We start from the raw sequence: 25,640 nt of genomic DNA on the forward strand, positions 1-25,640 counted from the left end.
TTCCGAACCCGGAAGCTAAGCCTTACAGCGCCGATGGTACTGCAGGGGGGACCCTGTGGGAGAGTAGGACGCCGCCGAACAAATCTTGAAAAGGACCCTTGGCTCCGGCTTCTTCGCTGGAACCAAGGGTCCCTTTGTGTTTTTTGCGTGAGCGCACACCGTGCCGGGGTGCGAGAGAATGACTGCGGTACCCCAAGACAGGAGTCACGTCGATGCCCAACCCATCCGATGACCGAGGTGGACGCTCAGAGCGTCCCGAGCGGCGCCAAGGCACCGGTGGCCGCCCCTACGGATCGCGGGGTGGCGACGACCGTGGCCGCGGTGGCTATGGCGGCCCCCGCCGCGATGACCGTGACCGCGGAGGGCCTGGTGGACCTCGTCGTGACGACCGCGACCGTGACAGGGACCGTGGTCCCCGTCGTGAGGACGATCGGGACCGTGGGCGCGGAGGCTACGGCGCTCCGCGCGGCGACGACCGCGGCCGCGGCGGCTATGGCGGCTCCCGGCGTGAGGACGACCGTGGGCGCGGTGGCTATGGCGGCCCGCGTCGCGATGACCGTCCCGGTGGTCCCCGGCGTGAGGACGATCGGGACCGCGGGCGCGGAGGCTACGGCGCTCCGCGTCGGGACGATCGGGACAGCCGGGACCGTGGGCCTCGTCGTGAGGACGACCGTGGCCGTGGCGGCAATGGCGGCGGCCCGCGTCGTGAGGACGACCGCGGGCGCGGCGGTTACGGCGGTCCCCGGCGTGAGGACGACCGTGGGCGCGGTGGCTATGGCGGCCCGCGTCGCGATGACCGTCCCGGTGGTCCCCGGCGTGAGGACGATCGGGACCGCGGGCGCGGAGGCTACGGCGCTCCGCGCGGCGACGACCGGGACCGTGGTGGTTTCCGCGGCCCGCGTCGTGAGGACGACCGAGCCCCCGGCCGTGGTGGCTATGGCGGTCCCCGGCGTGAGGACGACCGCGGGCGCGGCGGTTACGGCGGCCCGCGTCGCGAGGACGACCGTGATCGCAGCCGTGGAGGCTACGGCGGCCCGCGTCGTGAGGACGATCGTGACCGTGGACGCGGTGGCTACGCAGGCCCCCGCCGTGACGACCGTCCCGGCGGTCCCCGCCGCGAGGACGATCGTGGACGTGGGGGTTACGGCGGGCCCCGCCGCGACGACCGTGCCGGCGCTCCCCGCCGCGAGGACGATCGCGATCGTGGGCGTGGAGGCTTCTCCGGTCCGCGTCGGGACGACCGCCCCGGCGGCTTCCGCCGCGATGACCGTGACCGGGACCGTCCCAGCGGCCCCCGTCGTGAGGACGACCGTGGCCGCGGAGGCTACGGCGGGCCCCGCCGCGACGACCGTGACCGTGGACCGCGGCGTGACGACGACCGGCGTGGGCCGCGGCGGCCGTTCGTCGAGGGCCGTGGGCGGTTCGGCGGCGGCGAGCGGGAGGACCGCCCGGAGCCGGTGCGTCGCCTGCCGATCCCCGAGGACGTCACCGGCCGCGAGGTCGACGCGAGCGTCCAGCAGGAGCTGAAGAGCCTGCCGAAGGGGCTCGCCGAAGACGTCGCCAAGAACCTGGTGATGGTGGCGAGGCTGCTCGACACCGAGCCCGAGCAGGCGTACGCGTACTCGCGCGTCGCGCTCCGGCTCGCGTCCAGGGTCGCCGCTGTCCGTGAGGCGGCCGGCTTCGCGTCCTATGTGACGGAGAAGTACTCCGAGGCGCTGACGGAGTTCCGTGCGTCCCGGCGGATGAACGGTTCCGCCGAGCTGTGGCCGGTCATGGCCGACTGCGAGCGCGGCCTCGGCCGCCCCGAGCGTGCGCTGGCGATGGCCGGTGCGCCGGAGGTGCAGCAGCTGGATCGCGCGGGACAGGTCGAGATGCGGCTCGTGGCAGCCGGTGCCCGCCGTGACATGGGGCAGTCGGACGCCGCCGTGGTGACGTTGCAGAGCTCCGAGCTCTCGTCGCCCGCGATACACCCGTGGACCGCCAGGCTGCGCTACGCGTACGCCGACGCGCTCTTGGACGTGGGCCGTGAGGCCGATGCCCGTGAGTGGTTCGCGAAGGCGCTGGAGGCCGACACCAGTGGGACGACCGACGCGTCCGACCGGCTGGCCGAGCTGGACGGGCTGGAGTTCGTGGACGCGCTCGATCCCGAGGCCGACGACCTGGACTCGGACGACGAGGTGGAGATCGCCGCCGTTGCCGAGACGGAGGAGACCGGCGAGACCGCCGAGCCGGTCGAGGCCGGTGTGACCGTTGCAACCGACGTGGCCGAGGCCGTCGAGGACAAGGACGTCGAGGACAAGGACGCCGAGGACGCCGAAGAGGAGCCCGAGGAGAAGAAGGCAGGGGTCGACCCCACCGCCTTCCTCGCCAGCCCGTTCCTCGAGCCGGACAAGGCCGACGACGCCGACGATCTGGACGACCTCGAGGACGAGGACGACCGGGACCACGACAAGCGCCAGTAGTTCGGGCGCGGTCGGCAGGCGCGATCACGGAGAACGCCGAAGGGGCGGTCCCATCCGGGGCCGCCCCTTCGGCGTCTCACGAGCCGCTCGGCTCACCCGGTAGGTCCGGCTCCAGGTCGGTCAGTCCAGATCCAGGCTGCGCAGCACCAGCCCGGTCGCCGGCTTCGGTCCGAACGAGGTCGACTTGCGGGGCATGGTGACGCCCTGCTGGGCGAGAGAGCGCACCAGGCCCTCGTCCACCGGGTGCATCAGGATCGCGCTGCCGCCCCGGCGCCTGGCCTGTTGCTCGGCGGCGGCCGCGTCATGGAGGTACGCGATGTGGTCGGGGGCGTCCGGGATCCGCCACACGCGGTCGAGAAGGACGCTGTGCAGCACCGTGGCATCCAGGCGGCGCCATGCCTGGGGACGGTCCTGCGGGACCGCCGAGTCGAGCAGGGCGGGGTCCGGGTCCGTCAGCAGGTGGTAGCCGTCGCCGCCCGCCAGCACGAACGCATTGCCCTCGCGCGCGGCCCCGGCGAGCTCGGCCAGGGCGTCGCCGAGTGTGCCGGTGATCGTGCGGGCCCGGAAGGCGTACCCCAAGGAGGCGAGGGCGTCGGCCACCGGGAGCCGGTGCAGGACGCGGTGGATGGCCCGGACCCGCAGCGGGTAGCGGGTGGTGTCGACCAGGAGGACGAGGCCGCGGTCCCACGGCGAGGGCTCCCGCTGCTCGCGCTGGAGGAGCAGGTACGTGGCCCAGCGGTGGTGACCGTCGGCGATGAGCGCCTCGTGGTGGGCCAGCTCGGCTGCGACGGCGGCGATCTCGGCCGGGTCGGTGATGGACCACAGGCGGTGCCGGACGCCGTCCTCGGTCGTCGTGGTGAGCAGCGGGGTGCGCTCGGCGGTGCGCTCCACGGCCGCGGAGGCCGCCCCGTCCGGGTCGCCCCGGTAGGCGAGCAGGAGCGGTTCGAGATTGGCGGCGGTGGCCCGCATGAGGGCCGCCCGGTCGGCGACCGGTCCCGGCATCACGTCCTCGTGGGGCAGGACGCTGCTGTCCAGGGTCAGGGTGCCGATGATGCCGCGCTGCAGTGATTCTCCATCGCGTTGCTCGTAGATGTAGAGCGCGGGTGCGCCGTCGGGGGCGAGGACACCGTCCTCCCGCCACTGGCGCAGGGTCCGGGCGGCGAGCTGGTGGCGCTCGGCGGGATCGGCGCTCTGCGGAAGGATGAGACGGACGACGTTGTGGGGGTCGGCTGTCTCCAGTTCGATGAGTTCTTCGGGGCGGACGACCACGTCGTAGGGCGGGGAAGTGACGGCGGCGATGCTGCTGACCCGGTCGGGGGCGTAGCGCAGGCCCTGGAAGGGCACGAGCGAGAGGCCGACGGTGTCACGGGTGGTGGGAGTGGTCGTCACCCTGCGATGTTACGTGCCGGTGTCAGGGCGAGAATTGGCGGGCAAACGAATGGCTGCGCGACGACGTCGCAGGTGAGGAGCTGGATCGTATGAGGACCAGGCCCGGGAGTGCTGCGCGTCCGCTGTGCGCGGAGTACGACACCGCACTGCTGGATCTCGACGGTGTCGTCTACAAGGGCCCGTCGGCCGTCGAGCACGCCGTGGACTCGCTGGCGCGGGCGCGTGAGGCGGGGATGCACTTGGCGTACGTGACCAACAACGCCTCCCGGACGCCGCAGGCCGTGGCCGAGCATCTGACCCGGTTGGGAACGCCGGCGAAGCCGGAGGATGTGATCACGTCCGCCCAGGCGGTGGCGCGCCTCATCGCCGAGCTGGTGGACGAGGGTGCGCCGGTGCTGGCGATCGGGGGTGAGGGGCTTGTGCAGGCCCTCGGTGAGCGCGGCCTGCGGCCGGTGAAGTCGGCGGACGACGATCCCGCGGCGGTCGTGATGGGCTTCTCGCCCGAGGTGGGGTGGGCGCAGCTCGCGGAGGCGACCTACGCGGTGAACGCGGGTGTTCCCTTCTTCGCTTCGAACACCGACCTGACCGTGCCCACGGCCCGTGGCATCGCGCCGGGCAATGGCGCCCTGGTGGAGGTCGTGCGGATGTCGACTGGAGTGCGGCCGCAGGTGGCGGGCAAACCCCGTCCGCCGATGCACAGGGAGACGATTCTGCGGACGGGGGCCGAGCGGCCGCTCGTCGTGGGGGACCGGCTGGACACCGACATCGAGGGCGCCGACGTCGGCGAGGTGGACAGCCTGCTGGTCTTCACCGGGGTGAGCACCCCGGCCCAGGTGCTGGCGGCGCCGCCGGAGCACCGGCCGACCTATCTGGCGGCGGACCTGCGAGGGCTGCTGGAGCCGCATCCCGAGGTGGAGGACGCGGGCTCGGGGGCGTTCCGCTGCCGTGGCTGGACGGCTTCGGCGCGTGACGGCGCCCTGGTTCTGGACGGTGGGGGCGATCCCTACGACGCGTTGCGGGCGCTGTGCGCGGTGGCGTGGTCGTCGCGGGCGAAGTCGCCGCAGCGGGAACTGGACTGCGACAAGGTGCTGGGCGAGCTGGGGCTGTGACGCTGTGTGCTCACAGCAGTGAGCGCAGGCGCAGCAGGTCGCGGAAGCCCGCCTCGAGTCTGACGCGACCGCTGCCCCAGGCCTTGGCGAAGTTCAAGTGGCCGGCGACGAGGGCCACGAGGTCGTCACCGGTCATCGTGAGCCGGATCTGGGCCTTCTCGGCCGGTTCCTCGACCACGATCACGTCCTTGATCCTTCCATCGGCCAACCGCCCGACGAATGTGGTGTCGAGGTCGGTGATACGGCAGCTCAGCGAGCGGTCGAGCGCGGTAGCGCTGCGCACGTCACCGTTCGCGCGGGCGAGGTTCTCGGCGAGCTGGGTCAGCGCGGCCCGACACTCCTCGACGGTGGCCATTGGTGCGGTGTCTCCCGTGGATCCGGTTTCCCGCGCTCGTCCGCGCGGCGATTCGACCGACGGTACCTCAGTGCTCGGTCGGGCTATCGGCGGTCTCGGCCCCACAAGCGGTAGCGTCATGACCATCAGCGTCGACGGCGGAGGAAGTGAGCACATTGCGTGACGCGCTGCGGACCTGCCTGCAGATCGCCGGGGGACTGACGGAGGCAACGCGCCAGCGGGCCCTTGCGGCTGCCCGGGAACTCATGGATCAGGCGGGGGTGGACCTGGGGGAGATGCAGCGGAAGGTCTCCGAGAAGATCCCTCCTGAGGTGCAGACCCTGGCGGACGAGCTCGTGACGGCCGGACGGGCCAATCGCGATCTGCTCGTGGGGCTCATCCGTGAGGAGGTCGACAAGGCCACGGACCGCATCGGCCGGGTCACCGACGAACTGGGGCGGGTCGGGGCGGTCGTCGACACGCTGGAGCGCCGAGTGCGCAACCTCGAGGGCAAGGGGGCCGAACCGGCCGAGACCGAGCGGCCCACGGCCGAGCGCCCCACAGCCGAGCGCCCCACGGCCGAGCGCCCCAAGGGCGGCAGGCCGACGGTGGAGCACGTCGCCGTCGAGAACGGCGAGGCCGGCAACGGTGCGCCGCCGCGCAGGATGTCGGGCCGCAAGCCCGCTCCGGCCAAGAGGACCGCCGAGGGGCCGCGGACCGCGGTTTCGGGGGCGGAGGGGCACGAGAGCGCGGCGGATGTGGCGGCCGCCGACCTCGTGGCGGCCGAGGCCCCCGCGGCCCGCAAGAACACCCCGCCCAGGCACGCGCCGGCCGCGCCCGCCGCGAAGCGGGCGCCCGCGAGGAAGACGGCGGTCGCCGGTACGGCGCCCCCGAAGGCCACGGTGAAGAAGGCGGCGGCCAAGAGGAGCGCCGCGGAGAAGTCGACGCCCGCGAAGGCGGCTGCGCCCAAGGCACCGGCGAAGGCCGCGGCCAAGAAGAGCGCCGCGAGGAAGGTCTCCGCCCCGGCGAAGAAGGCCGCGGCCGAGAAGTCGGCCCCGCTGAGTCCGCAGCAGCGGCAGTCGGCCGCCGCAAAGAGGGCCGCCGCCGCTCCGGATCCGAGCGCCGCCCAGCGGCCGGCCGCCAGGAAGAGCGCACCCGCGAAGAAGACCGCTGCCGCGAAGAAGACCGCCCCGGCGAAGAAGGCAGCGGAGGGGAAGAAGGCGGCGGCAGGGAAGAAGACGGCGGCCGAGAAGACGGCGGCGGCCGAGAAGACGGCGGCGGCCGAGAAGACGGCGGCGGCCGAGAAGACGGTCGCCAAGAAGACCGCTCAGAAGGCCACCGCTCAGAAGGCCGCTACTCGGAAGGCCACCGCCAAGAAGGTTTCGGCCAAAAAGGCGCCGCCGAAGGCGCCCGCGGCCAAGAAGGCCGCACCGCCCCCCGCCAAGGCCGACGATGAGTGAGGCACCGGCGGAGCCCTTCCAGCCGTCCGGGCCCGCCGAAGCGTTTGCGCCGCCCACCGAGCCGTCACAGGCCGTCGGGCCCGAGGCCACCGAGGAGCCCAACGACCGCACACCAAACGGCACCTCGAAGGACGGCACGCCAGGCGCCACCACGGACGACAGCCCGGAGGGCACCCCGGCCGCCGACGCCGAGCCGGGCCCCGAGCCCCTGGGCGTGGACGTCGCCGAAACCGGAAACGCCGAAGTGGACGCCGTCCTGCGGCGCCTGGCCGACGCCGACGAACTGCCCACCGACGGGCATGTGGAGGTGTACGAGGATGTGCACACCGGACTGCGCGGCGTACTCGCCGCGCTCGATACGCCGGTAGGACCGAGGCCGCCCCAGGCGCCCTTCCAGAACAGGAGCTGAACAGCACGTGGCACGACGCCGACTCGACTCCGAGCTGGTGCGACGCGGCCTCGCCCGCTCCCGCGAGCACGCGAGCCAGCTGATCGCCGCGGGGCGGGTCACCGTGGGCGGCAACCCCGCCTCGAAGGCCGCCACCCAGGTGGAGACCAGCGCCGCGGTGGTCGTGACCAAGGACGACTCCGACCCGGAGTACGTCTCCCGCGGCGGCCACAAGCTCGCGGGAGCCCTGACCGCGTTCGTCCCCCGGGGACTCGCCGTCGAGGGCCGGCGCTGCCTGGACGCGGGCGCGTCGACGGGCGGCTTCACCGACGTCCTGCTGCGCTCGGGCGCGAGCCATGTCGTCGCCGTCGACGTCGGATACGGACAACTCGCCTGGACGCTTCAGAGCGATGAACGCGTGACGGTCAAGGACCGTACCAACGTCCGTGAACTCGATCTGGACCAGATCGACGGGGAGGCGGTGGACCTGATCGTCGGAGATCTGTCGTTCATCCCCCTGGGGCTGGTGCTGCCCGCGCTGGTGCGCTGCGCGGCTCCCGACGCCGATCTGGTGCTCATGGTGAAGCCGCAGTTCGAGGTCGGCAGGGAGCGTCTGGGAAGCGGCGGTGTCGTACGCAGCAAGCAGCTGCGCGCGGAGGCCGTGCGCAAGGTCGCCGAGCAGGCGGCCGGACACGGTCTCGGCGTACGTGGCGTGACTGCGAGCCCGCTGCCCGGCCCGTCCGGCAATGTCGAGTACTTTCTGTGGCTGTGCGCCGGAGCACCGGCGCTGGATCCGGCGGATGTCGACCGTGCTGTTGCGGAGGGGCCTCAGTGAGCAGCGAGCGGACCGTCTTTCTCCTTACCCACACCGGCCGTCCGGCAGCCGTGCGCAGCGCCGAACGGGTGGTGCACGGGTTTCTTCGGGCGGGAATGGGCGTGCGGCTGCCCGCGTCCGAGGCGCCGGATCTGACCCTGCCGCCGCAGGTGGAGGTCGTGGACGATTCCGCCCAGGATGCGGCGGACGGCTGCGAGCTGATCGTCGTACTCGGCGGAGACGGAACGCTGCTGCGCGGCGCGGAGTTCGCCCACTCCTCCGGAGTGCCGATGCTCGGGGTGAACCTGGGGCGGGTCGGCTTCCTCGCCGAGGCGGAGCGGGACGACCTCGACAAGGTGGTGGAGCGCGTGGTCACGCGCACCTACGAGGTCGAGGAGCGGATGACCATCGACGTGCTGGTCCGCACCAACGGCGACATCCGCCACCGCGACTGGGCGCTGAACGAGGCATCGGTGGAGAAGGCGGCCCGGGAGCGGATGCTCGAGGTCGTCATCGAGGTCGACGGCCGTCCGGTGTCGGGTTTCGGCTGCGACGGCGTGGTGTGCGCGACCCCGACCGGGTCCACGGCCTACGCGTTCTCGGCCGGCGGCCCGGTGGTCTGGCCGGAGGTCGAGGCGCTCCTGATGGTGCCCAACAGCGCCCACGCCCTGTTCGCCAAGCCCATGGTGACATCGCCGAACTCCCTGCTGGCCGTGGAGGTGCAGCCCAGCGGCCACCAGGGAGTCCTGTGGTGCGACGGGCGGCGCACGATCGACCTTCCGGTGGGTGCGCGGATCGAGGTGCGGCGCGGGGCCATTCCCGTGCGCCTGGCCCGGTTGCACAGGCATCCGTTCTCCGACCGGCTGGTGGCGAAGTTCGCCCTGCCGGTGGCGGGCTGGCGCGGAGCGCCGCGCTGACCGTCCCTGGGAGGCGTCGGCCGCGGTCGCTGCCGCACCGAAGGCGCCCCACTGAGGAGTGGCGGGGGCGCAGGCCGGTCGCACGCAGCCCCCGGAACCTCGTAAGGTCGTGTCCGTGCTCGAAGAGATGCGGATACAGCGGCTTGGCGTGATCGACGACGCCGTGGTCGAGCTTTCGCCCGGATTCACGGCCGTCACCGGGGAGACCGGCGCCGGCAAGACCATGGTGGTCACCAGCCTCGGTCTCCTGCTCGGCGGCCGCGCGGACGCGGGGCTGGTCCGGATCGGCGCCAAGGCGGCGGTCGTCGAGGGCCGGATCGCGGTCGACGGGGACTCCCCGCTGGCCGCTCGGGTCGAGGAGGCCGGCGGCGAGCTGGACGAGGGCGCGCTCCTGATCAGCCGCACCGTCTCGGCCGAGGGCCGGTCCCGCGCGCACATGGGCGGGCGGGCGGTGCCGGTCGGGCTGCTGTCCGAGCTCGGCGAGGAACTGGTGGCCGTGCACGGCCAGACCGACCAGCAGGGGCTGCTGCGCCCCGCACGGCAGCGCGAGGCCCTGGACCGGTACGCGGGTGACGCGGTGGCCAAACCACTGGCGAAGTACGCGGCCGCCCACCGCAGGCTGCGCGACGTCGTGGCGGAGCTGGAGCAGCTCACCACCCGGGCGCGCGACCGTGCCCAGGAGGCCGGTCTGCTGCGCTTCGGCCTCGAGGAGATCGCCGCGGCGGAGCCCCGTTCCGGAGAGGACGCGGAGCTCGCGGCCGAGGCCGAGCGCCTGGGCCACGCGGAGGCTCTGGCCTCCGCGGCGACCACCGCCCACACCGCGCTGCTGGGCAACCCGGAGGATCCGGAGGGTGTGGACGCCAACGCCCTGGTGGCGGGGGCCCGTCGGGCACTGGACGCGGTCCGCCTGCACGATCCGGCGCTGGCCTCGCTCGCCGACCGGCTGGGCGAGGTGGGGTATCTGCTCTCCGACGTGGCCGGGGATCTGGCCGGGTACGCCGACGACCTGGACGCCGATCCGCTGCGGCTGGCCGCGGTGGAGGAACGGCGGGCGGTGCTGTCCCAGCTCACCCGCAAGTACGGGGAGTCGATCGACGAGGTGCTGGCGTGGGCCGAGCAGGGCGCGGTCCGTCTGAACGAGCTCGAGGGCGACGACGACCGGATCGGGGAGCTGGCCGCCGAGCGGGACGGACTCCGTGCCGAACTCGGCGAGCTGGCCCAGGCGTTGACCGACGCGCGGACGGCGGCGGCGGAGCGTTTCGCCGCCGCGGTCACCGCGGAGCTGGGTGAGCTGGCGATGCCGCACGCCCGGGTGGCGGTGGCGGTGCGGCAGACCGAGGACGCGGAAGGGCTCGAGGTCGGCGGCCGCACCGTGGCGTTCGGCGCCTCGGGTGTGGACGAGGTGGAATTGCAGCTGGCCCCGCACCCGGGGGCTCCCGCGCGGCCGATCGCCAAGGGCGCCTCGGGCGGTGAGCTGTCGCGGGTCATGCTGGCCGTGGAGGTGGTGTTCGCGGGCTCGGACCCGGTGCCCACCTACCTGTTCGACGAGGTGGACGCCGGCGTGGGCGGCAAGGCGGCGGTCGAGGTGGGGCGCCGCCTCGCCAGGCTCGCCAAGTCCGCCCAGGTCATCGTGGTCACCCATCTGCCGCAGGTCGCGGCCTTCGCGGACCGGCACCTGGTGGTGGTGAAGACCGACGACGGCACGGTCACCCGAAGCGGTGTGCAGGCCATGGAGGGGGAGGACCGGGTGCGGGAGCTGTCGCGCATGCTCGCCGGGCTCGAGGACTCCGAGCTGGGCCGGGCGCACGCCGAGGAACTGCTGGAGGCGGCACGCGCGCCGCGGTGAAGGGGCTTTGACGGGCTTTCTCCACGACGTGGACTACGGTGTCCGGGGCACCGGTGACGGCCGGTGCCGACGTCCGCAGGGGAGGCAGTCGGTGCAGTCGGTGAAAGCTCGTCGCGGTGCCGCGCCCGGACGGATCACCGCCCTGCTCGCGGCCGCGGGCGCGGCTCGCGCCGCCTACGCGGGCATGGTCCGCGCTCAGCGTCGGACCCCCGGGCACCACCTCCCCCCGCAGCATGCCGCGCCGTATCAGCGCTCCCCGTGCGACCGCCCCTCAGGGAGGGCGCTGCGGGAGCGCCGGAACGCCAGGGGCCGGCTGGTCGACCTGTGCTCGGGTCCGGCCGCGGCGGCCGCGGCGGCCGCGACGGCGCCGGCCGTCGGGACCGCGCCGACCCTGACGAGGCGTACCCGGGCGGCCGCCGTGCTCGCCGTGCCGGCTGGGGCGGGCTGCGGCCTCTACGACGACATCGCGGGCGCGGGCGACGGACGGCGGGGCTTCACCGCGCACTGGCGGGCGGTGCGGGAGGGTGAGGTCACCTCGGGGGCGGTGAAGCTTCTCGGGATCGGAGCGGCGGGGCCGGCGGCCGGCGCGTTGCTGAAGGACCGAGCGGCGGACCGGGTGCTGGCCGGGGTGGTGATCGCCGGTTCAGCCCATCTGGTGAACCTGCTCGATGTCCGCCCCGGCCGCGCCGCCAAGGGTGTACCGGTCGTCGGCGTGCCCGGCCTGCTCGGCGCGGGAGCGGCCGCGGTCCTGGCCGCCGCCCCGGTGGGAGCCGCGGCGGCGCTGCTCGGCGAGGATCTGGCCGAACACACGATGCTCGGCGACTGCGGCGCCCACGCCCTCGGCGCGGCGCTCGGAGTGTCGATCGCCGCCGCCCGCGGCCGGACCGGACTGGCGCCGCACGCGGGGGCGCTGGTCGCGCTGACCGCGGTGGGGGACCGGGTCAGCGGCGGCGCGGTGTGGGAGAAGCCGGTGCTGAGGTGGGCCGACGGTCTGGGCCGCCTGCCGGAGGGGGACCGGCCGTGAACGCGGTCGGGCCCGTGCGGAGTTGTCGTACGGAGCTGCCATCCTGGAGTGGGGCGGCCTGAAGGCGGCGGGCGCCGGGGGGCATGGTCCGGGTCACGGCCAGATCGCCGGACGCGTCGCCGGGCCACCATCGGTGCGTCGCACCGGCGGTCCCACGGCTGGATCACCACCGGCTGGATCGCCTTGCCGGATCCAGCCGGAACGACCACGAACACCAACAAGAACATCAACGAGAACATCAACAGGAATGACGAGTCGGGAGCCGGGTTTTCGCGTGAACGCCACCACGAGTGCGACGCACGGGCAGTTGCGCACCGTCTCGGTGCTGGACGACAGCGTCTGCCCCGGTGTGGGAGCGCATGTGTGCTCGCTCGCGCACGGGCTCGTCGCGCGAGGTGTCGAGGTCACGGTGTGCGGTCCGGTGCGCACCGAGTCCGAGCAGGGGTTCAGCAGGGCCGGAGCGCGTTTTCGCACCGTCGAGCTGGGCTGCCCCGCGTCGGCGCGGGACGAGGCCGCCGCCATGGCGGTGCTGCGCCATGTGTGCTCCTCCGCCGATGTCGTGCACGCCCATGGCACCCACGCGGGGATACTGGCCGCCTTCGCGCTGCGCACCCTGCCCGGGCGGCGCCACCGCAGGACCCCGCTGGTGGTCACCCTGCACTCCGCGGCGTCCCGGAGCGCCCGGCTGCCGTTCCTGCTGGAGCGCCGGGTGGTGCGCGCCGCCGACATCGTCCTCGGCGCGTCCTCGGACCTGGTCGCGCACGCCCGCTCCCTCGGGGCGAAGGACGCCAGGCTCGCGCCCGTGGCCGCGCCCAAGGCGGAGCCCGCCCTCGAGGTCGAGCGGGTGCGGCAGGAGATCAGGGCCGAGTTCGGCAGCGGGGACCGCCCGCTGCTGCTGTCGGTGGGCCGCCTCACGCCCGAGAAGGGCCACGGCGTGCTCCTGGACGCCGCCCGGACCTGGCGGGGCGCCGATCCGCAGCCGTTGCTCGTGGTGAGCGGGGAGGGCCCCGAGCAGGCGGCGCTGCAGGACCGGATCGACGCGGAGCACCTTCCCGTGCGGCTGCTCGGCCGCCGCGAGGACGTCCCCGAGCTGCTGGCCGCCGCCGACGTGGTGGTGCTGGCCAGCCAGTGGGAGGGGCGCTCGCTGCTCGCCCAGGAGGCGCTGCGTACCGGAGTGCCGCTGGTGGCCACCGCGGTGGGCGGGATCCCCGAGCTGGTCGGCGACGCCGCCGTGCTCGTGCCCTACGGCGACGCGGAGGCCCTCGGGCAGGCAGTCGCCGGGCTGCTCGCCGACCCCGCCCGCCGGGCCGCCCTGGCGGAGCAGGGGATCGCCCAGGCCGCCACATGGCCGGACGAGGACGACACCGTCGCCCAGGTCCTCAGCATCTACGACGAGCTCGCGCTGCCGCACGTCCCCGCCCGCTAGGCCGCCGCCCGAGCGCCTAGCCCCCGTACGCCCCGGAGGCGGTCAGGCGCAGCGCGGTGTCGATCAGCGGGACATGGCTGAACGCCTGCGGGAAGTTGCCCACCTGGCGCTGGAGACGAGGGTCCCACTCCTCGGCGAGCAGCCCCACGTCGTTGCGCAGTGCCAGCAGCTTCTCGAAGAGCCTGCGGGCCTCGTCCACGCGCCCGATCATCGCCAGGTCGTCGGCGAGCCAGAACGAGCAGGCCAGGAAGGCGCCCTCGTCGCCCGGCAGCCCGTCCACACCCGCGTCCTCGCCCTGCGTCGGATAGCGCAGCACGAATCCGTCCACGGTGCTGAGCTCGCGCTGGATCGCCTCGATGGTGCCGATGACCCGCTTGTCGTCCGGGGGCAGGAACCCGACCTGGGGGATGAGGAGCAGCGAGGCGTCGAGTTCCTTGGAGCCGTAGAACTGAGTGAAGGTGTTGCGCTCGGGGTCGTAGCCCTTCTCGCACACATCCCGGTGGATCTCGTCGCGCAGGTCGCGCCAGCGGTCGACCGGACCGTCCAGCGGGGTCTGCTCGAGCATCTTGACCGTACGGTCCACCGCGACCCACGCCATGACCTTGGAGTGGACGAAGTGGCGGCGCGGGCCGCGCACCTCCCAGATGCCCTCGTCCGGCTCGTACCAGTGGTTCTCCAGGTAGCTGATCAGCTTCATCTGGAGCAGGCTCGCGTAGTCGTTTCGGGCCAGGCCGGTCATATTGCCCAGGTGCAGCGCCTCGGTGACCTCGCCGTAGACGTCGAGCTGGAGCTGGTGGGCGGCCCCGTTGCCGACGCGCACGGGAGAGGAGTTCTCGTAGCCGGGCAGCCAGGTCAACTCGGTCTCGCCCAGCTCGCGTTCACCCGCGATCCCGTACATGATCTGCAGATTCTCCGGGTCGCCCGCGACCGCCCGCAGCAGCCACTCCCGCCACGCGCCCGCCTCGTCGCGGTAGCCGGTGCGCAGCAGGGAGGACAGGGTGATGGCCGCGTCCCGCAGCCAGGTGAACCGGTAGTCCCAGTTGCGCACCCCGCCGATGTCCTCGGGCAGGGAGGTGGTGGGCGCGGCGACGATGCCCCCCGTGGGCCCGTACGTCAGTCCCTTGAGGGTGATCAACGACCGTACGACGGCGTCGCGGTAGGGGCCGTGGTACGTGCACTGCGCGGCCCACTCCTCCCAGAACCGCTCGGTGGACTCCAGCGACTCCTCGGGCTCGGGCAGCGGCGGCTCGGCGCGGTGCGAGTGCTCCCAGCTGATGGTGAACGACACCCGCTCACCGGGGCTGACGGTGAAGTCCGAGTACGTCGTCAGGTCCTTGCCGTAGGTCTCGGCCTCGGTGTCCAGCCAGACCGAGTCCGGACCGGCGACGGCAACCGTGCGGCCCTCGTCGGTCTTGCGCACCCACGGCACGACCCAGCCGTACGAGAAGCGCATCCGCAGGGCGGAGCGCATCGGAACCCGCCCGCTGACTCCCTCCACGATGCGGATCAGCTGGGGGGCGCCGTCGCGCGGCGGCATGAAGTCGATCACCCGTACCGTGCCCCGAGGGGTGTCCCACTCGGACTCGAGCACGAGTGAGTCGCCGCGGTAGCGGCGGCGGGTGGCGGCCGGCGGCTGCTCGCTGCCCAAAAAGGCGGGCCCGAGGCGCCAGAAGCCGTGCTGCTCGGTGCCGAGCAGTCCCGCGAAGACCGCGTGGGAGTCGAATCGAGGCAGGCACAGCCAGTCGACCGTGCCGTCGCGGCAGACCAGCGCTGCTGTCTGCATGTCCCCGATGAGTGCGTAATCCTCGATGCGCCCGGCCACTGCATCTCCAGTCGAACGGTGGCCCAGCGGTGGGCCCGTGGTTGCGTATTCCCGGCGACACTCGGAAGTGCCGGGCTGGCGGCCGGGACCCCGAGCGTTGTCGTGCTCGACGAGCCACTGCTCCGGTGCCCCGAATCCCTCGGACCGTACCCGCCGCGGGTCGTGCGCGGTCGAGCGGTGCCGGGGCTGCGGGAGCGGGCTGAGTGGTGCCTTGCCGGCCGGCTCGCAGCGATGTGTCCGAGCAGAATACGACGCCCGCTAGTGATCTGCTCGACTGCTGTCGCGGTGCGGCGTGGAACACACCGCGAGGTCACAGCACGTGTGCGAGTGCTCTCTTTGCGTGGAGCACGCCGGGGTCCGCTGCACACCCTGTCCCGCACCCCTCGCAGGGCGTCATCGGCCGCGTCGGCCCCCTGTCGCTGATACCCTGGTAGCCCGTGGACCGGTGGGATGCACCACTGCCCGCAACGACGGCGCGCCCCTCCCCGGAGGGCATGGACCGTCCCGCCTCAATCGCGACCACGGGAGCCCCCTCTTGGCACTGCCGCCGAAATCCATGACGACCAAGCACCTCTTCGTCACCGGGGGTGTCGCCTCCTCGCTCGGCAAGGGGCTCACCGCCTCCAGCCTGGGCGCGCTGCTCAAGGCACGGGGCCTGCGGGTGACCATGCAGAAGCTCGACCCGTACCTCAACGTCGACCCAGGCACCATGAACCCGTTCCAGCACGGTGAGGTGTTCGTCACCAACGACGGCGCCGAGACCGACCTGGATGTCGGCCACTACGAGCGCTTCCTGGACGTCGACCTCGACGGCTCCGCCAACGTGACCACCGGCCAGGTGTACTCCACGGTAATCGCCAAGGAGCGGCGCGGCGAGTACCTCGGCGACACCGTGCAGGTCATCCCTCACATCACCAATGAGATCAAGTCCCGGATCCGCCGTATGGCCACCGACGACGTGGACGTGGTGATCACCGAGGTCGGCGGCACCGTCGGCGACATCGAGTCACTGCCCTTCCTCGAGGCCGTGCGGCAGGTCCGCCACGAGGTCGGCCGGGACAATGTCTTCTTCGTCCATGTCTCGCTGCTGCCCTACATCGGCCCCTCGGGCGAGCTGAAGACCAAGCCCACCCAGCACTCCGTGGCCGCGCTGCGCAACATCGGCATCCAGCCGGACGCGATCGTGCTGCGCGCCGACCGCGAGGTCCCGGCGTCCATCAAGCGCAAGATCTCGCTGATGTGCGACGTGGACGAGGACGCCGTCGTCGCCGCGATCGACGCCAAGTCCATCTACGACATCCCCAAGGTCCTGCACGGCGAGGGCCTGGACGCCTATGTGGTGCGCCGCCTGGACCTGCCGTTCCGCGACGTCGACTGGACCCAGTGGGACGACCTGCTCAAGCGCGTCCACCAGCCCGAGCACGAAGTGAAGGTCGCGCTCGTCGGCAAGTACATCGACCTGCCCGACGCCTACCTGTCGGTGACCGAGGCCCTGCGCGCCGGCGGTTTCGCCAACAACGCCAAGGTCGACATCAAGTGGGTCACCTCCGACGACTGCCGCACCCCCGAGGGGGCGGCGGAGCAGCTCGGCGACGTCGACGCGATCTGCATCCCCGGCGGCTTCGGCGAGCGGGGCATCGAGGGCAAGGTCAGGGCCATCACCCACGCCCGCGAGAACAAGGTGCCGCTGCTGGGCCTGTGCCTTGGCCTGCAGTGCATCGTCATCGAGGCGGCCCGGGTGCTGGCGGGTATCGAGGACGCCAACTCCACCGAGTTCGACCCCGCCACCGCACACCCGGTCATCTCCACGATGGCCGAGCAGCTCGACATCGTCGCCGGTGAGGGGGACCTCGGCGGCACCATGCGCCTGGGCCTGTACCCGGCCAAGCTGGCCGAGGGCTCGATCGTGCGCGAGATGTACGGCGGCGAGGCCTACATCGACGAGCGGCACCGCCACCGCTACGAGGTCAACAACGCCTACCGCGGCGAGCTGGAGAAGAAGGCCGGCATCGTCTTCTCGGGCACCTCGCCCGACGGCAAGCTCGTGGAGTTCGTGGAGTACCCCCGCGACGTCCACCCGTACTTCGTCGCCACCCAGGCCCACCCGGAGCTGCGGTCGCGCCCCACACGCCCGCACCCGCTGTTCGCCGGACTCGCCGCCGCGGCCGTGCGCCGCAGGCAGGGCGTGGAGCGGCCGAGCGCCGAGGCCTGAGCCACCACCGGCGGACAGGTTCCTCCGGGGCGGGCTCCAGGGTCCGCCCCGGCTGTCCCGTCCCGGCTGTTTCGTTCGTGCACGCTACGCGGAGGACCGACAAGCACATGGGCAGCACCATCCCGCACGACACCCCCGAGCAGTGGCCGGTCACCGAGACGGCCGTCCCCTTCACCGGCAATGTCACCGGCGTCCGCACGGACGTGGTGACCATGCCCGACGGTTCGACCGCCCGCCGCGACTACCAGACGCACCCCGGCTCCGTCGCCGTCGTCGCGCTGGACGAGGAGGGGCGGGTCGTCGTGATCTCGCAGTACCGCCACCCCGTGCGGCACCGGCTGTGGGAGATCCCCGCCGGGCTCCTCGACGTCCCCGGCGAGCACCCGCTGAACGCCGCGAAGCGGGAGCTGTACGAGGAGGCGCACTGCGAGGCCCGGGACTGGCGGGTCCTCGCCGACATCTTCACCTCGCCCGGCGGCACCGACGAGGCCGTGCGGGTCTTCCTCGCCCAGGGGATCTCCGAGGTGGAGGGCGAGCGCTTCGAGGTCTCCCACGAGGAGGCGGACATGGAGATCACCCGGGTGCCGCTGGAGGACCTCGTGCGGGGGGTGCTGGCGGGCGACCTGCACAACGCCTGCCTGGTCGTCGGGGTCCTGGCCACGCATGCCGCGCTGACCGGTGACGGCATCGACGCGCTGCGACCCGCCGACGCGCCGTGGCCCGCGCGCCCCTACGAGGGCTGACTCCGGTTTCCCGGTACGAGGACTCAGCCCGGGTTCCCGGTACGAGGGCTGACCCCGGGTTCCCGGGCGCCGGTTCCGCGAGGTCCGGCGGAGAACACGGGTACGCCTGCGCCTCCCCTCCAGGTCGAGCGGGGTGAACTAGGCTCGGATCACCCCGCTCACGACGGAAGCGGGCCCCGCCTGCGTGGTGTTGGTGTTTCGGGAGTGTGCCCGTGGCTGATCAGGCGCTTGCTGTGAACGAGCCGGTGGAGCCCGCCCCGGCGCGCTCCGATCACCGGAAGCCGTCCGGCCGTCCCCCCGCCGCTTCGGCCCCTGCCGTTCCGGTCGGGGGGCTGCCGTCCGCGCCGACGCCGTTCGTCGGGCGGCGCGACGAGTTGAAGGTGCTGCACGCCGAGATCGACCGCCCGGGCCTCGCCAGGGGCGGCGCCCCCGCCCGCGGCAGCCGGGTGCTCCTGATCGCCGGGCGCCCCGGCTCGGGCCGGACCGCGCTGGCCCTGCACCTCGCCCACCAGCTGGCCGACCGCTACCCCGACGGCTCCTTCTTCGCCCGGCTCACCGGTCCCGAGGCCGAGGCCGCGCACCCGGCCCGGGTCGCCCTCGATCTGCTGGCCGCCTTCGGGGAGCGGGCGGACCGCGACGCCGACCCCGCCCACCTGGCCGCGGCGGCCCGTGCGGCGCTGTCCGGGCGCCGGGTCCTGCTCGTCCTCGACGACGTCGCCGAGTCCGACCAGTTGCTCGCACTGCTCCCCGACGGGCCCGGCGCTCTGGTCGTGGCCACCTCGCAGGGGCCGCTGACCGGCGTGGCCGACGCCCGCCCCTGCGTGCTGGGCGGGCTGGACCCGGCCTCGGCGACCGCGATGCTCACCCACGCCATCGGCTCCACCCGGATCGTGTGCGATCCGCGCGCCGCCGAGGAGCTGGGGGAGGAGTGCGGCAGCCACCCGACGGCGCTCCGCCTCGTCGGCGGCTGGCTCGCCGCCCGCCCCAAGACCTCCGTCGCCGACGCGGCGGCCCGGCTGCGCTCGTCGGCGGTGGAGGACCCCGGCCCCCGCGTGCCGCTCGCCCGTGCCTTCCAGCTCGTCAACGGCGATCTGCCGCCCGCCGTGGCCCGCCTCCTGCGGCTGCTCGTGCTGGCCCCGGCCGCCGTCGTGGACGCGCATGTGGCCTCCTCCCTCGCGGGCTGCTCGCCGGCCGCCGCCGGGTCGGTGCTGGCGGACCTCGCCGAGCGGGGGCTGCTGGCCCGCCAGGAGGGCACCGAGGGGGAGTACCGGGTGCCGGGATGCCTCGATCCCCTGCTGCGCCGGGCGATGGAGGCCAACGACCAACCGGGGGAGATCCAGCTCGCCCTCGCCCGCATGCTGGAGCGCACGGTCCGGCTCCTCGGGGCGTGCCTGACGGCTCTGGAGCCGCAGCGGGGCAACGGGGAGCGGGGCAATGGTGAGCGAGGCGGCGGGGAGCGGGGCGGCGGGGAGCGTGAGCGGACGAGCGGCGCCGGGGACGGGCGGCGCGGTGCGGACGGGGGCGGCGGCGACGGGCGTGGCGGCGACGGGCGCGGGGAGCACGGGCGTGGGGAGGAGCCGCCCAAGGAGCTGAGGTTCGCGTCACCGCAGGCGGCCGCGCTGTGGCTGGAGCGGCGTCTGCCCTCGCTGATGGCCGCCGCCCGCACCGCCGTGGACGACGGCGGGCTGGACACCCTGGCCCGCAGACTGATCGCCGCCCTGGTGCGCGTCCTGTCCCTGCCGGGGGGCGCCCTGCCGCGGGACACCCCGACCGAGGGTGCGCCGACCGGGCGCGCGGGCGCGGCCGAGCAGTACCACCTGCACGGACTCGTCCTCGACATCGCCACCCGCAACGGCCGCCACCGCGAGCGCGCCGCCGCGCTGATCAACCTGGCCGACCTCGACGCGGCGGCCGGACGCCGCCACGAGGCCCTGGACCGCTACCGGGACGCGCTGGCCGCCGCCCGCCTCGACGACGACCAGGCCGCGGCGGGCCGGGCGCTGGAGTCCATCGGCGACGTCCACCGCGACCTGGGCGACCCGCAGCGCGCCGCCGACTGGTACGGCAGGGCCCTGGCGGTCCGGGAGAGCCGCGGCGACCTCGCCGACCAGGCCAGGCTGCACGGCTGCCTCGGCAGCGCCTGCGTCCGTCTGCGCCAGTGGCCGGACGCGGCCCGGGAGTGGCGCACAGCGGCCGCCCTGCACCGCAGGGTGAACGACATCCCGTCCCAGGCTCGAGCGTTCACCGAGCTCGCGCGCGTATTGGAATACGCGGGGTACCCGGAGGAGTCCTTGCGGATGTGCCGCGAGGCACTGAGGTGGGCCCGCCACTGCCAGGACGTACGGCTCGAGGCGGCCGTGCTCCTGCGCATGGCGGACACCCTGGACCGGCTCGGCGATCCCGCCGGGGCGCGGGTCCAGCGGGCGGAGGCCGAGCGCCTGCTCTCTGGCTGACCTCCGCCACCCGCCCCTGCGATAGCAACCTACGAATCAGCCAATCGTCTCCCAGGAAATATTTAGTTTGTAAGGCTGGACTCTCACTCGGCCTTCATTACACTCGTTTGTGTCGCGGACATCGCGTCCGGCAGCGGCGTACTCGTGCGTGCCCCCTGCCGTCCCAAAACCCTCATGCAAGGACCGTGATCGTTGTGAAGGTCGGCATCCCCCGCGAGGTCAAGAACAACGAGTTCCGTGTGGCCATCACCCCCGCGGGTGTCAACGAACTCGTTCGCAACGGCCACGAGGTCTTCATCGAGGACAACGCCGGGGTCGGCTCCTCCATCCCTAACGGGGAGTTCGTCGCCGCGGGCGCGACGATCCTGCCCACCGCGGACGACGTCTGGCAGACCGCGGACCTGGTGCTGAAGGTCAAGGAGCCCATCGCGGAGGAGTACCACCGCCTCCGCAAGGACCAGACCCTCTTCACCTACCTGCACCTGGCCGCCTCCCGCGAGTGCACCGACGCCCTCCTGGAGTCCGGCACCACCTCCATCGCGTACGAGACGGTCGAGCTCCCCAACCGGGCGCTCCCGCTGCTCGCCCCGATGTCCGAGGTCGCCGGGCGCCTCGCCCCGCAGGTCGGCGCCTACCACCTGATGCGCTCGGCCGGCGGCCGCGGAGTGCTGCCCGGCGGTGTGCCCGGTGTCGCCCCCGGCAAGGCCGTCGTCATCGGCGGCGGTGTCTCGGGCTGGAACGCCGCGCAGATCGCCATCGGCATGGGCTTCCACGTGACCCTGCTCGACAAGGACATCAACAAGCTGCGCGAGGCCGACAAGATCTTCGGTACGAAGATCAAGACGATCGTCTCCAACGCCTTCGAGCTGGAGAAGGCCGTCCTCGACGCCGACCTGGTCGTCGGCGCGGTGCTCATCCCCGGCGCCAAGGCCCCCAAGCTCGTCACCAACGAGCTGGTCTCCCGGATGAAGCCGGGCGCCGTGCTCGTCGACATCGCCATCGACCAGGGCGGTTGCTTCGAGGACTCGCGTCCCACCACGCACGCCGAGCCGACGTTCGAGGTGCACGACACCGTCTTCTACTGCGTGGCCAACATGCCCGGGGCGGTGCCGAACACCTCCACCTACGCGCTGACCAACGCCACGCTCCCCTACATCGTGGAACTGGCCAACCTCGGCTGGCGCGAGGCGCTGCGCCGCGACCCGGCGCTCGCCAGGGGCCTGCACACGCACGAGGGCGCCATCGTCTACGGTCCCGTCGCCGAAGCGCACGGCCTCGAGCTCACCGAACTGGCCGACCTGCTCGCCTGATCGACTGATCGTCACCGCGACATCGACTGGTCGACAACATCGCCCGGCTCGGCGCCCCTTCCGTGGAGATGGGGCGCCGAGCCGTGTCTGACGTGTGGTCAACTCGCGAAAAACGTTACGCTTTCACCGATTCGCACTCCGGTGAATCATCGGGGATGGGGTTCTTGTGCCCTTGACAGCGGGGTGTTCGGTTGCCGACACATGGTGCCGTGTCCGGTGGATTGTGTTGCTGCGGATGCCCGACACGCCATAGAGTCGGCCACCGTCGGCATGGTGTCTCGCTGACCAATCTAGAAATTTCCTGGTCACCAAGGAGGTAAGACGACTTGTGAATGAGTCGACATTTGCTCCCGGGGGTGGTCAACCAGGACTGCAGGCAGTCGGTTCGGTCGCGGTCCGCACGTTCGCGGCGCAGCAGGGGTCCGGCGACGAGGGTACGCACCACGGGCCCGCGGGCCGCAACGACCAGCAGGAATCCGACCGTTTCATCGGATTCGAGACCGACCTGCAAGAGGGCCAGCTGTACGACCCCGACGCCGAGTACGAGCCCGACCCCGAGTACGCGGCCACACTCGCGCCCGACGCCGCCCGGCAGCGCCGCGAGCGCGTCGGACCCACCGGTCGCCCCCTGCCCTACTTCCCGATCCCCGGGCCGGTCACCGACCACGGCCCGGCGAAGATCATCGCGATGTGCAACCAGAAGGGCGGGGTCGGCAAGACCACCTCGACCATCAACCTCGGTGCCGCGCTCGCCGAATACGGCCGCCGTGTGCTGCTCGTCGACTTCGACCCGCAGGGCGCGCTGTCCGTCGGACTGGGCGTCAATCCCATGGAATTGGACATCACCGTCTACAACCTGCTGATGGAGCGCGGGTTGGCGGCCGACGAGGTACTGCTGAAGACGGCGGTGCCGGGGATGGACCTGCTCCCCAGCAATATCGACTTGTCGGCGGCCGAGGTCCAACTCGTCAGCGAGGTGGCCCGCGAGTCGACGCTCCAGCGCGCTCTCAAGCCGCTGATGCAGGACTACGACTACATCGTCATCGACTGCCAGCCGTCGCTCGGCCTGCTGACCGTCAACGCGCTGACCGCGGCCCACACCGTGATCGTTCCGCTGGAGTGCGAGTTCTTCGCCCTGCGCGGCGTCGCGCTGCTCACCGAGACGATCGAGAAGGTCCGCGAGCGGCTCAACCCCGAGCTCCAACTCGACGGCATCCTCGCCACGATGTACGACTCGCGCACCGTGCACAGCCGCGAGGTGCTCGCCCGTGTCGTCGAGGCGTTCGACGACCATGTCTTCCACACCGTCATCGGCCGGACCGTGCGCTTCCCCGAGACCACCGTCGCGGGCGAGCCCATCACGACCTACGCCTCCAACTCCGTGGGCGCGGCCGCCTACCGCCAGCTCGCCAGGGAGGTGCTCGCCCGGTGCCACGCCGAGTGAGTCTCCCGGGGGCGGACGAGCTGTTCCGGACCACCGGGGGCATGGCGCTGCAGGCAACGCCGCGCCAGCACAACGGCGACGGCCAGACGGCCGGTGACCGGCTGCGCCCGGTGCCCGCTCCGGCGGGGGAGTCCGACTCCACGGCGGCGCAGGAGGCCGGGGCGGACACGTCGGCGGAGCAGCACCAGGACCGCGACACGGCTTCGGAGCACTCCGGGCGCGCGGAGGCGGACGAGGGCGCTGAGGCGCACCGCGGGAACGAGGGGGCGTCCGCTTCCGGCTCCGCTTCGGCGCAGCCGGGAGCGTCGGGTCAGTCCGCGGCGCCCGCGAGGCGCAAGCCGCGCGCGGCGAACCGCAGGCCCAGCGGACGGGAACGGCACGACGAGAAGATCACCGTGTACGTCTCGGCCGAGGAGCTGATGGACCTCGAGCACGCCCGGCTGGTGCTGCGCGGCGAGCACGGGCTCGCCGTCGACCGGGGGCGGATCGTGCGCGAGGCGGTCGCGGTGGTCCTCGCGGATCTGGAGTCGCGCGGCGACGCGAGCATCCTGGTCCGCCGCTTGCGCGGGCGCTGAAGCCCTGGCCAGGTAGTCTGCGCGGACGGCGGCGGCCCGCCTTCCCGGGCTGTCGGCCACCCCGCCAGGCGAGCCATGGACCCCGATGCCGACCGACCCTCCCACCTCACCCCGCCGCCCCTTGGGCCGCGGCCCCGGCGCCGTGCGCCCTGCGCCCGCTCCCGAGCCGGCCGAAGCGGCGCAGCCGCGGCAGGACGCCGCACCCCGGCCCGAGCCGGCACAGGCGGGGACACAGGCCGGGACACGGGCGGGGACACAGGCCGGGACGGAGCCCGGTGACGAGTTCGGAACAGGGCCGGGTGGGGAGTCCGGGACGGAGCCCGGGAGCGGCGCGGTCGCGGTCGGCGAGGAGACCGGCGCCGGTCGGGTGGGCCGACAGGGGCCATTGCAGCCCCCTGAGGAGGCGTCTGAGCCACGGGGCACCGTTCCCCCGCCCGCAGGACCCCGGGCCCCCACCGAAGCCGCGAGCCCGCCGCCCACGCCCGTCCCCCCGTCCGCTGAAGCCGCGGGCCCGGTCTCGGCGGGGGTTGCGCCGTCCGCTGGGGCGGGTGGGTCCGTTGAGGCTGCGGGCCCGCCGCTCACGGTTGTCCCCCCGTCCGCTGGGGCGGGTGGGTCCGTTGAGGCTGCGGGTTCGGTCTCGGCGGGGGTTGCGCCGTCCGCTGGGGCGGGTGGGTCCGTTGAGGCTGCGGGCCCGCCGCCCACGGTTGTCCCTCCGTCCGCTCGGGCTGGCGGGTCTGCTGAAGCTGCGGGCCCGGTCTCTACGGCGGTTCCGGCGTCCGTTCGCAGCCAGGTGTCCGCCGAAGGCGCGAGTGCGGGCCCCGCGACAGTGCCGGCGCCCGCAGGACCGCAGGCGTCCGCGGATGTCCTCATCAGACCGGGCATCACCGCCATTCCGGCGCCCGCTCGGCCCCAGGACGAGAGCGGCGGTCTGCCGCTGCCTTCTCAGCCGGGGGGCGAGCCTCCCGGGGACCTGCCGGAGCCCTCCCAGGCCGTGGGCGCGGAAACGCCCGGGGATGCCCCGGCGGACGGGGACACTCCCGCCGACCGCGGCCGGTTCAAGGTGCGGCTGCACAACTTCGAGGGGCCGTTCGATCTGCTGCTTCAGCTGATCGCCAAGCACAAGCTCGACGTCACCGAGGTCGCGCTGTCCAAGGTCACCGACGAGTTCATCGCCTTCATCCGGGCCATGGGGCCCGACTGGGATCTCGACCAGGCGACCGAGTTCCTCGTGGTCGCGGCCACCCTCCTCGATCTCAAGGCCGCCCGTCTGCTGCCCTCCGCCGAGGTGGAGGACGAGGAGGACCTCGCCCTCCTCGAAGCCCGTGACCTCCTGTTCGCCAGGCTCCTCCAGTACCGCGCCTACAAGCAGATCGCCGCGATCTTCGCGGACCGCTGGGCCGAGGAGCTCAGCCGCCATCCCCGCACCGTCGGCCTCGAACCGCACCATGCCGAGCTGCTGCCCGAGGTCGTCATCTCCATCGGTCCCGAGGGGTTCGCCAAGCTCGCCGCCAAGGCGATGATCCCCAAGCCCAGGCCCACGGTGTACGTCGAGCACATCCATGCCCCGCTCGTGAGCGTCCGCGAGCAGGCGGAGCTCGTGATGGCGCGGCTGCGCGACCTCGGGCAGGTGAGCTTCGGCGCGCTCACCGAGGACGCCCCCGACACCCTCACGGTGGTGGCCCGCTTCCTGGCCCTGCTCGAGCTGTACCGGGAGAAGGCCGTCGCGCTGGACCAGGACGAGGCGCTGGGGGAGCTCCTGGTGCGATGGACCGGGGACGACGACCACCAGCCCGTGGTGACCGACGAGTTCGACCGGGCTCCCGATGTGGACGACGAGGACAGGAAATGACACGGCACCCCGAACAGTCCCCCACCGCCGAAACGGACGTCCCGGACACGGATGTCCCGGACG

At 73.0% G+C, this 25,640-nt stretch carries 20 protein-coding genes and 1 rRNA gene; 18 read left to right on the forward strand and 3 right to left on the reverse strand.

Annotated features, from left to right (window positions below; genetic code table 11):
- From rrf to IEY86_RS25545, 3 genes are all read left to right on the forward strand, one after another.
- Window positions 1-80 (forward strand): 5S ribosomal RNA (gene rrf / locus IEY86_RS25535); the annotation flags it as partial.
- 220 nt (window positions 81-300) lie between these two features.
- On the forward strand, window positions 301-1,527 hold the full coding sequence (locus IEY86_RS25540) for a hypothetical protein (protein WP_189134200.1): 1,227 nt from the start codon (window positions 301-303) through the stop codon (window positions 1,525-1,527).
- Complete coding sequence (locus IEY86_RS25545) at window positions 1,458-2,462, forward strand: tetratricopeptide repeat protein (protein ID WP_189134201.1); 1,005 nt, start codon at window positions 1,458-1,460, stop codon at window positions 2,460-2,462. Before IEY86_RS25540 ends, IEY86_RS25545 begins: the two co-directional genes overlap by 70 nt.
- 120 nt (window positions 2,463-2,582) lie before the next feature.
- On the opposite strand, the gene IEY86_RS25550 is transcribed toward IEY86_RS25545, so the two are convergent.
- Window positions 2,583-3,851: a DUF1015 family protein gene (locus IEY86_RS25550; protein ID WP_189134202.1), complete on the reverse strand. Its 1,269-nt coding sequence runs from the start codon at window positions 3,849-3,851 to the stop codon at window positions 2,583-2,585.
- Between the two features lie 89 nt (window positions 3,852-3,940).
- Here IEY86_RS25550 and IEY86_RS25555 point away from each other — a divergent pair, with 89 nt between their 5' ends.
- The gene (locus IEY86_RS25555; protein ID WP_189134203.1) at window positions 3,941-4,960 is read left to right on the forward strand and encodes an HAD-IIA family hydrolase; all 1,020 of its coding nucleotides are present in this window, start codon (window positions 3,941-3,943) and stop codon (window positions 4,958-4,960) included.
- Between the two features lie 10 nt (window positions 4,961-4,970).
- Here IEY86_RS25555 and IEY86_RS25560 read toward each other — a convergent pair whose 3' ends face one another.
- Window positions 4,971-5,315, reverse strand: a complete 345-nt coding sequence (locus IEY86_RS25560) for an SCP2 sterol-binding domain-containing protein (protein WP_189134204.1) — start codon at window positions 5,313-5,315, stop codon at window positions 4,971-4,973.
- Window positions 5,316-5,461: 146 nt separating this feature from the next.
- Here IEY86_RS25560 and IEY86_RS25565 point away from each other — a divergent pair, with 146 nt between their 5' ends.
- The 7 genes from IEY86_RS25565 (at window position 5,462) to IEY86_RS25595 (ending at window position 13,169) form a co-directional block, all read left to right on the forward strand.
- A complete protein-coding gene (locus IEY86_RS25565; RefSeq protein WP_189134205.1) occupies window positions 5,462-6,754 on the forward strand; it encodes a hypothetical protein in 1,293 nt (430 codons plus the stop codon).
- Window positions 6,747-7,163, forward strand: coding sequence for a hypothetical protein (locus IEY86_RS36750; RefSeq protein WP_229698748.1), 417 nt, complete (start codon window positions 6,747-6,749; stop codon window positions 7,161-7,163). Before IEY86_RS25565 ends, IEY86_RS36750 begins: the two co-directional genes overlap by 8 nt.
- 7 nt (window positions 7,164-7,170) lie before the next feature.
- Complete coding sequence (locus tag IEY86_RS25575; protein ID WP_189134206.1) at window positions 7,171-7,977, forward strand: TlyA family RNA methyltransferase; 807 nt, start codon at window positions 7,171-7,173, stop codon at window positions 7,975-7,977.
- Entirely contained in the window at window positions 7,974-8,873 is a 900-nt protein-coding gene (locus IEY86_RS25580; protein ID WP_229698749.1) for an NAD kinase, read from the forward strand. Before IEY86_RS25575 ends, IEY86_RS25580 begins: the two co-directional genes overlap by 4 nt.
- A gap of 127 nt (window positions 8,874-9,000) precedes the next feature.
- On the forward strand, window positions 9,001-10,719 hold the full coding sequence (gene recN, locus IEY86_RS25585) for a DNA repair protein RecN (RefSeq protein ID WP_189134296.1): 1,719 nt from the start codon (window positions 9,001-9,003) through the stop codon (window positions 10,717-10,719).
- Between the two features lie 91 nt (window positions 10,720-10,810).
- A complete protein-coding gene (locus IEY86_RS25590; protein WP_229698750.1) occupies window positions 10,811-11,743 on the forward strand; it encodes a hypothetical protein in 933 nt (310 codons plus the stop codon).
- 274 nt (window positions 11,744-12,017) lie between these two features.
- A complete protein-coding gene (locus IEY86_RS25595; protein ID WP_229698751.1) occupies window positions 12,018-13,169 on the forward strand; it encodes a glycosyltransferase family 4 protein in 1,152 nt (383 codons plus the stop codon).
- 16 nt (window positions 13,170-13,185) lie between these two features.
- Here IEY86_RS25595 and IEY86_RS25600 read toward each other — a convergent pair whose 3' ends face one another.
- On the reverse strand, window positions 13,186-14,991 hold the full coding sequence (locus IEY86_RS25600) for a glycoside hydrolase family 15 protein (RefSeq protein ID WP_189134209.1): 1,806 nt from the start codon (window positions 14,989-14,991) through the stop codon (window positions 13,186-13,188).
- Between the two features lie 556 nt (window positions 14,992-15,547).
- Between IEY86_RS25600 and pyrG the strand changes: the two genes are divergently transcribed.
- The 7 genes from pyrG (at window position 15,548) to IEY86_RS25635 (ending at window position 25,577) form a co-directional block, all read left to right on the forward strand.
- On the forward strand, window positions 15,548-17,203 hold the full coding sequence (gene pyrG / locus IEY86_RS25605; RefSeq protein WP_189134210.1) for a CTP synthase: 1,656 nt from the start codon (window positions 15,548-15,550) through the stop codon (window positions 17,201-17,203).
- Between the two features lie 107 nt (window positions 17,204-17,310).
- Window positions 17,311-17,946, forward strand: a complete 636-nt coding sequence (locus tag IEY86_RS25610) for an NUDIX domain-containing protein (RefSeq protein ID WP_189134211.1) — start codon at window positions 17,311-17,313, stop codon at window positions 17,944-17,946.
- Between the two features lie 212 nt (window positions 17,947-18,158).
- A complete protein-coding gene (locus tag IEY86_RS25615) occupies window positions 18,159-20,399 on the forward strand; it encodes an AAA family ATPase (RefSeq protein WP_189134212.1) in 2,241 nt (746 codons plus the stop codon).
- A 194-nt stretch (window positions 20,400-20,593) separates the two neighbouring features.
- Entirely contained in the window at window positions 20,594-21,709 is a 1,116-nt protein-coding gene (ald, locus tag IEY86_RS25620; RefSeq protein ID WP_189134297.1) for an alanine dehydrogenase, read from the forward strand.
- Window positions 21,710-22,196: 487 nt separating this feature from the next.
- Entirely contained in the window at window positions 22,197-23,153 is a 957-nt protein-coding gene (locus tag IEY86_RS25625; protein WP_444545851.1) for a ParA family protein, read from the forward strand.
- A gap of 41 nt (window positions 23,154-23,194) precedes the next feature.
- The gene (locus tag IEY86_RS25630) at window positions 23,195-23,728 is read left to right on the forward strand and encodes a hypothetical protein (protein ID WP_229698752.1); all 534 of its coding nucleotides are present in this window, start codon (window positions 23,195-23,197) and stop codon (window positions 23,726-23,728) included.
- 367 nt (window positions 23,729-24,095) lie between these two features.
- Window positions 24,096-25,577, forward strand: a complete 1,482-nt coding sequence (locus IEY86_RS25635) for a segregation and condensation protein A (RefSeq protein WP_444545852.1) — start codon at window positions 24,096-24,098, stop codon at window positions 25,575-25,577.
- The last annotated feature ends 63 nt before the right edge of the window (window positions 25,578-25,640 follow it).

The organism is Wenjunlia tyrosinilytica, from assembly GCF_014646055.1.
Taxonomy (GTDB): Bacteria; Actinomycetota; Actinomycetes; order Streptomycetales; family Streptomycetaceae; genus Wenjunlia; species Wenjunlia tyrosinilytica.